Annotated in this window: 7 protein-coding genes and 1 tRNA gene; 5 read left to right on the top strand and 3 right to left on the bottom strand. The window is 71.1% G+C overall.

Translation table 11 applies throughout. The annotated features are described in order from the left end of the window. Positions 1 to 36: 36 nt before the first annotated feature. Complete coding sequence (locus SACSA_RS0115845) at positions 37 to 618, bottom strand: bacterial proteasome activator family protein (RefSeq protein WP_019818626.1); 582 nt, start codon at positions 616 to 618, stop codon at positions 37 to 39. Positions 619 to 784: 166 nt separating this feature from the next. Between SACSA_RS0115845 and SACSA_RS0115840 the strand changes: the two genes are divergently transcribed. Continuing rightward, positions 785 to 1,984, top strand: coding sequence for a cysteine desulfurase-like protein (locus tag SACSA_RS0115840; RefSeq protein WP_028661934.1), 1,200 nt, complete (start codon positions 785 to 787; stop codon positions 1,982 to 1,984). Between the two features lie 91 nt (positions 1,985 to 2,075). Here the strand turns inward: SACSA_RS0115840 and SACSA_RS0115835 are convergent, their stop codons facing one another. Beyond that, positions 2,076 to 3,050, bottom strand: a complete 975-nt coding sequence (locus SACSA_RS0115835; protein ID WP_019818624.1) for an NAD(P)H-quinone oxidoreductase — start codon at positions 3,048 to 3,050, stop codon at positions 2,076 to 2,078. A gap of 120 nt (positions 3,051 to 3,170) precedes the next feature. On the opposite strand from SACSA_RS0115835, the gene SACSA_RS0115830 reads away from it, so the two are divergent. From SACSA_RS0115830 to SACSA_RS0115815, 4 genes are all read left to right on the top strand, one after another. Continuing rightward, a complete protein-coding gene (locus SACSA_RS0115830; protein ID WP_028661933.1) occupies positions 3,171 to 4,700 on the top strand; it encodes a M28 family metallopeptidase in 1,530 nt (509 codons plus the stop codon). A gap of 473 nt (positions 4,701 to 5,173) precedes the next feature. Next, positions 5,174 to 5,650: a MarR family winged helix-turn-helix transcriptional regulator gene (locus tag SACSA_RS0115825; RefSeq protein ID WP_019818620.1), complete on the top strand. Its 477-nt coding sequence runs from the start codon at positions 5,174 to 5,176 to the stop codon at positions 5,648 to 5,650. A 22-nt stretch (positions 5,651 to 5,672) separates the two neighbouring features. Further along, positions 5,673 to 5,760: transfer RNA gene (locus SACSA_RS0115820), tRNA-Ser, on the top strand. A 101-nt stretch (positions 5,761 to 5,861) separates the two neighbouring features. Continuing rightward, positions 5,862 to 6,380: a class IV adenylate cyclase gene (locus SACSA_RS0115815; protein WP_019818619.1), complete on the top strand. Its 519-nt coding sequence runs from the start codon at positions 5,862 to 5,864 to the stop codon at positions 6,378 to 6,380. Positions 6,381 to 6,534: 154 nt separating this feature from the next. Here the strand turns inward: SACSA_RS0115815 and SACSA_RS0115810 are convergent. Then, positions 6,535 to 6,828 (bottom strand): response regulator transcription factor (locus SACSA_RS0115810; RefSeq protein WP_028661932.1); only part of this gene is annotated, 294 nt, incomplete at its 5' end.

The following is a 6,828-nucleotide window of genomic DNA, read 5'->3' as shown; positions in this document are numbered from 1 at the left end:
GCCGCGCTCACCGGCGCCGGGTTCCGAAGGTCCGCGTCAGAGGTACTGCCCGGTGGCCATGCCCGGGCCGGGCTGCTCGCCCGCGCCGGCACCCGGCATCCCGCCGCCATGGCCCTGCGGCAGCCCCCTGCGCATCTGTTCGAGCTGCACCCGTGCGGCCATCTGCTGGGCGAACAGCGCGGTCTGGATGCCGTGGAACAAGCCCTCGAGCCAGCCGACGAGCTGCGCCTGCGCCACCCTCAGCTCGGCGTCCGACGGCGTGCTCTCGGCGGTGAACGGAGCCACCAGCCGTTCCAGCTCCTCCTGGAGTTCGGGGGCGAGCGCCTGCTCCAGCTCCTTGATGGAGGTCGAGTGGATCTCGCGCAGCCGGTTGCGGCTGGCCTCGTCCATCGGCGCGGCGCGGACCTCTTCGAGCAACTGCTTGATCATGGTGCCGATCCGCATGACCTTGGCCGGTTCCTCGACCATGTCGCCGACCGACTCGCTCTTGTCGGGCTCGCCCGGGTTGATCCGCGCCGAACCCATCGGTGTTCCGTCCGGCCCCACCACCATCACGTGCTGTGACCCGTCGTCCTGCGTGCCGTCCGCGTGGGGATCTGGTGTTCTCGGCTCGGTCATACGCTCCATCCTGGCTTGGTTCGAAGCGGCCGCCGCCGGATGCTCGTGCCGACCGACGCGGCCTACGTCGGACACCCTTGCCCAGAGTAGTCGCCACGGCCCTCGCGGGGTCGGCCCAGGGCAACCCCGGACACGGCGCGAGATTACCCGTCCGTACGGTGTCCGCATGGCGTTCGACGTCGCTCGAATACGTGGGTTGTTCCCCGCTTTGGGTGACGGCTGGGTGCATTTTGACGGTTCCGCCGGAATGCTCGTGCCCGAGCAGGTCGCCTCGGCGGTGTCCACGGCGATGCGGGCGCCGGTCTCGGAGCCGGGCGGGGTGTTCCCCGCCGCTCGGAAGGCGGAGGGCATCGTCTCCTCCGCGCGTGACGCCGTGGCCGACCTCGTCGGAGCCGATCCGGGCAGCGTGGTGCTCGGCCCGAGTGCCACCGTGCTGCTCTCCCGGCTCGTCGACGCGCTGTCCGACACCTGGACCCTCGGTGACGAGGTCGTGGTCTCCCGGATCGACGAGCAGGCCAACGTCGCGCCGTGGTTGCGCGCCGCCCGGCGCGTCGGCGCCGAGGTCCGGTGGGGCGAGATCGACATCGAGACGTGTGAGCTGCCCGCGTGGCAGTACGAGAAGCTGGTCGGACCGCGCACCAAGGCGGTGTCTGTCACCAGCGCGTCCGGTGCCGTCGGCACGCGGCCCGAGGTGTCCACCGTCGTCGAGATCGCCAGGCGGGCCGGGGCACTGGTCGTCGTGGACGCCACCTACGCCGCGCCGTTCGTCCCGCAGGACCTCGGCGACCTGGGCGCCGACGTGCTCGTGGTCTCCGCGCGGGCCTGGGGCGGGCCCGCGGTGGCGGCGCTGGTGTTCCGCGATCCGGAGCTGTTGGAGCGCGTCGGTCCCGTGGCGCTCGACCCGGCGGCCCGCGGGCCCGAACGGCTCGAACTCGGCCCGCACGCCTTCCCGATGCTCGCCGGGCTCACGGCGTCGGTGGACTATCTCGCCGAACTCGACGACGCGGCCGCGGGCTCGCGCCGGGAGCGGTTGTTGACCTCGCTCGGCTCGGCGAAGTCCTATCAGGCGGGGCTGCTCGCGCAGCTGTCCACCGAACTGCGGTCGATGCGTCATGTCATGGTGCTCGGCGACGCGGTGCGGCGCATCCCCGCGCTCGCCTTCACCGTGACCGACCGCAAGGCCGTCGACGTCGCCCGGCATCTGGCCGAACGCGGGGTGTGCGTGTTCGCCGACGAGGGTGCCGGCGGGGTGTTCGCCTCGCTCGGCGTCGGCGAGGTCGGCGGCGCCCTGCGCGTCAATCTGGCCCACTACTCCAACACCACCGAGGTCGCCCACCTCGTCCACGCTCTCGACGACCTCGCCTAAGGCGTGTTGGCGTGCCGTCAAGGCCCCCTTTACTGCGTTGAGTGCAGTGAAGGAGGCCTTGACGACATGACAACGCGCGAGTGGAGCGTGGTCAGCGGGCGGTGAGCAGGATCTTGCCGAACACGCCGCCCGCTTCGAGCGCGCGGTGGGCCTCGGCGGCGTCCGGCAGCGGGATCGCCTGGTCGATCACCGGGCGCACGGTGCCCAGTTCCAGCATCGGCCACAGGTGCTCGCGCACGTCGGCGACGATGCGCGCCTTCTCCTCCTGGGGCCGTGCCCGCAGGGTGGTCGCCGCGACGCTCGCGCGCTTGCGCAGCAACGCGCCGAGGTTGAGCTCCGCCTTCGCGCCGCCCATCAACCCGATGACCACGAGCCTGCCGCCGGTGGTGAGCGCGTCGACGTTGTCGCCGAGGTAGGCCGCGCCCAGGTGGTCCAGGATGACGTCGGCGCCGCCCGTGGAGGCCTTGAGCACCTCGGCGAAGTTCTTCTCCCGGTAGTTGATCGCGAGATCGGCGCCGAGCTGGCGGCACCGCTCCGCACGCCGGTCCGAGCCGACGGTCACCGCCACGGTGGCGCCGAGTGCCTTGCCGACCTGGATGGCGTGGGTGCCGATGCCGCCCGCGCCGCCGTGCACCAGCAGCACCTCACCCGAGGTGAGTCCCGCGTGGGAGACGACGTTCGACCACACGGTGCAGGCGACCTCGGGCAGTGCCGCCGCGGCCACCAGGTCCGTCTCGGGCGGTACAGGAAGGAGTTGTCCGGCGGGCACGGCCACCTTCTGCGCGTAGCCGCCCCCGGCGAGCAGCGCGCACACCTGGTCGCCCACCCGCCAGCCGGACACGTCGGCGCCGACCTCGGCGATCGTGCCGGAGCACTCGAGGCCGAGCACGTCGCTGGCGCCCGGCGGTGGCGGGTAGTTGCCCTGCCGCTGGAGCAGATCCGCCCTGTTCACCGCGCTCGCGGCCACGTCGACGACGACCTCGTCGGCGCCCGCGACCGGGTCGTCCACCTCGGTCCACACGAGATTGCCCGCTTCACCCGGTTCCCGCAGCATGATCGCTCGCATACCGCGACTGTAGGCCACCACCCGAGTGCCGTCAGGGACACGTTCCTACGAACGGAGCTTGATTTTCGTACGTCGAGGAACAAAAGTGATCGCACACTGTGACGACGAAGGGGATTGCGAATGTCATCTATCCGGGCCAAGTTGAGACCAGCCGTCGCCCTCGCGGCGTGCGCGAGTCTCACGCTCGCGGGCGCGGCCACCGCCACGGGTGAGCCGCTCGCCAACCCCAACCTGCCCGACCGGCTCGCGAAGCAGGTCGACGCCGACAAGGTCAACCGGCACCTGATCGCGATGCAGCGCATCGCGGACAGCAGCGGCGGTAACCGCGCCGCGAGCACCGAGGGATACCAGCGCTCGGCCGAGTACGTGGCGGCCAAGCTGGAGCGGGCCGGGTTCGACGTGACCCGGCAAGAGTTCCCGTTCACCTACAGCGAGACGCTCGCCGAGAGCCTCGTCGTGGACGGCACCGACCACCCGGTCACGATCATGAGCTACAGCCCGTCCACCCCCGAGGGCGGCATCACCGCGCCGTTGGCCGCGATCGAGCCGGACGACACACCGGGCTGCGAGGCCTCCGACTTCGGCGACGTGACCGGGCAGATCGCGCTCATCCAGCGCGGCGCCTGCACCTTCGCCCAGAAGGGCCAGGCTGCCGCGGAAGCGGGAGCTGTGGGCGCGCTCGTCTACAACAACGAAGCGGGCATGGTCAACGGCACCCTCGGTGACCCGGACGCGGGCGTCATCCCGATCGGCGGTACGACCAAGGCCGACGGCGAGGCGCTGGCCGAGCTGGACGGCACCGAGGTGACCCTGGAGCTGCGCGCCCTGATGGAGGAGCGCACCACCTACAACGTCGTCGCCGAGACCACGACCGGCCGCGACGACAACGTCGTGATGGCAGGCGCGCACCTCGACAGCGCGACCGAAGGCCCCGGCATCAACGACAACGGCACGGGCTCGGCTGCCCTGTTGGAGACCGCGCTCGCCCTCGGCGGCAACGCCAAGGTCAACAACAAGGTCCGTTTCGCCTGGTGGGGCGCGGAGGAGTTCGGCCTGGTGGGCTCCACCCACTACGTCAACTCGCTGTCGTTCGAGCAGCAGCTCGACGTCGCGCTGTACCTGAACTTCGACATGATCGGATCGCCGAACGCCGGGTACTTCGTCTACGACGGCGACGACTCCGACGGTGAGGGCGCGGGCCCCGGCCCGTACGGCTCGGCACAGATCGAAGCGTCCTTCGTCGACTACCTGGAGAACTCCGTCGGCGTGCCCACCGAGGGCCGCGACTTCGACGGCCGGTCGGACTACGGCGAGTTCATCGCCGTGGGCATTCCGGCGGGCGGTCTGTTCACCGGCGCCGAGGTGATCAAGACCGAGGAGCAGGCCGCCAAGTGGGGCGGCGAGGCCGGTGCGGCCTTCGACCCGTGCTACCACACGGAGTGCGACCACCTCGGCAACGTCGATCGCGTGGCCCTGGACCGCAACGGCGACGCGATGGCCTACGTGACCGGCCAGTACGCCCTCAGCACCGAGGACGTCAACGGCGTGGCCCCGCAGAGCCCGAAGGACCGGGGCAAGATCGCCCAGCAGCGCGCCTCGCAGCGGATGATGGCCTCCCAGGCCGCCGAGGGCCACAGCGCCCTGGCCTGACCGGCCGCACGGCCACGAGTGTGCCGACAGCGTCCCGGGTGCGACCGCCACTGGTCGCACCCGGGACCTACCGAGGTTGTCCATTGTGTCGCGATCCGGTCGACCGCCGTCCGGGTCCGCGCCCGGAAGCGCTGCCCTCTTCTCGTCACGACCGGGCCGGTTCTCCACCCCGGCCGCGGGATCGGGAGCACCCGCCGAGTCCTGCCGTGGGAGCGTCCCCACCGCGGGAGGGCGGATCGGCCGACCGCGCGGAATCGTTCGTCACGGCACCACCTGTTCCCTTCCCGGCCGAGTCGCCGACCCGGTGCCCCGGGGCGGGGCCACCCCGGAAACCGGTGACCCGCCCGCATACCCTCAACATTGCTCCTTTCGCAGCAATATGACAACCGCAATTTGTCACTGTCCGTCAGGAATGCTCGGACAGGTGGACGCGGTGGTGGCAACTCGGCGTCGATTCTCTACTCTGCGTGGTTATGACCGATGATTCGGGCGAGGCGCGCTGGTTGTCCGACACCGAGATGCGGGCCTGGCGCAGCTACATCGTGTCCACGCTCATGCTGCGGCAGCGCCTCCACCGCGAGATGACCGAGCGGCACGGTCTGTCCTTGATCGACTACGAGGTGCTCGTCTGCCTCTCCGACGCCGAGGCCGGGCGGATGCGCATGAGCGAGCTGGCCACCATGCTCGGCTCGACCAAGAGCAGGCTCTCGCACCAAATCGCCCGGTTGGAGCGGGTCGGCCACGTCCGCCGCGGTCGCGATCCCGACGACCGCCGCGGTGTCACCGCCGAACTGACTGATCTCGGCGCGGAGGTCCTCCGGCGTGCCGCACCGTCCCACGTGGCGGGCGTGCGCGAGCACTTCGTCGACCATCTGAGCGAGGCGGACCAGGAAACGGTGGCCAGCGCGTTCGCGCGCATCCTCACACACCTGTCCGTGCTCGACGACTGAGGCGTTACCCTCGGGCGAGCAGGGAAGCGTGGCAGAGCGGCCGAATGCACTCGCCTTGAAAGCGAGCGAGTCGAAAGGCTCCGGGGGTTCGAATCCCCCCGCTTCCGCCAGGTCGGCTCCGGTCGTCGTCCAGCGTGAGCACGACCGTGCCGCGGCGTCCGGGCGCCGCCGTGGTGGCCGCCCTGACGTCCCCACCGGCGATCATGGCGGCATGACACACCGCAATGTCGAGCTGAAGGCGCGTTGCGCCGATCCCGACGGACTCGCGCGGCGGCTGCTCGCGCTGGGAGCCACGGAGCGGGGCACCGACGCGCAGACCGACGTTTACTACAGGGTGCCCAGGGGACGCCTCAAGCTGCGCAGGGGCGGCATCGAGAACAACCTGATCCACTACGACCGACCCGACGGCAACGCTCCGAAGGAGTCGCTGGTCAGCTTGTACCCGCTGGGCACCGACCGCGCGCTGGACGCGGTGCTCGACGCCGCGCTCGACCGGGACGTCGTGGTGCGCAAGAGCAGGCGGATCCTCTGGCTCGGCAACGTCAAGTTCCACCTCGACACCGTGGAGGACCTGGGCTCGTTCCTCGAGGTCGAGGCGATCGACTACGACGGTGACCTCGGCACCGACGTGCTGCGGGCGCAGTGCGACGAGTACCTGCGGCTGCTGGAGATTCGCTCCGCCGACCTGGAGGCGCGCTCCTACAGCGACCTGCTTCGCGAGCTGGGCTGAGTGGTCCGCCGCCCGCGTCGTGTTCCCGCCGTCGCGGTCAGCCGGACGCGGCGCGGCCCGGGCCCGACGGCGCGGGCGGCGACGATCTCGATCGAGGCGCGGACCGCCCGGCCCGCTCCCGCCGGACCGTTCCGCCGTAGTCGACCCGGCACGCTCACCCGTCGAGCAGGCGCAGCGTCCGCGCCTTGCGTACGGCGGCGTTGCGCCGGTTCACCCCGAGTTTGCGCAGGATGCCTCGAATGTGGGTGCGCACCGTGTTCACCGAGACGAACATGCGCTCGGCGATCTCCTCGGTGGTCAGCAGTTCCGCGAGCCAGCCGAGCACCTCACGCTCCCGGGAGGTCAGCGGGTCGAGGAGACCGGTCTCGTCGGCGCCGTCCTGCCCGTCGGTGTCCGGGTGCGCGGCGCGCGGCTCGCCGGAGGCGGGCGCGCCGTCCCCGTCCGCCCA

The sequence above is a fragment of the Saccharomonospora saliphila YIM 90502 genome, assembly GCF_000383795.1.
GTDB classification, from domain to species: Bacteria; Actinomycetota; Actinomycetes; order Mycobacteriales; family Pseudonocardiaceae; genus Saccharomonospora; species Saccharomonospora saliphila.
The sequence above is the reverse complement of the archived record's forward strand: the minus strand, read 5'-3'. Positions and strand labels throughout refer to the sequence as shown.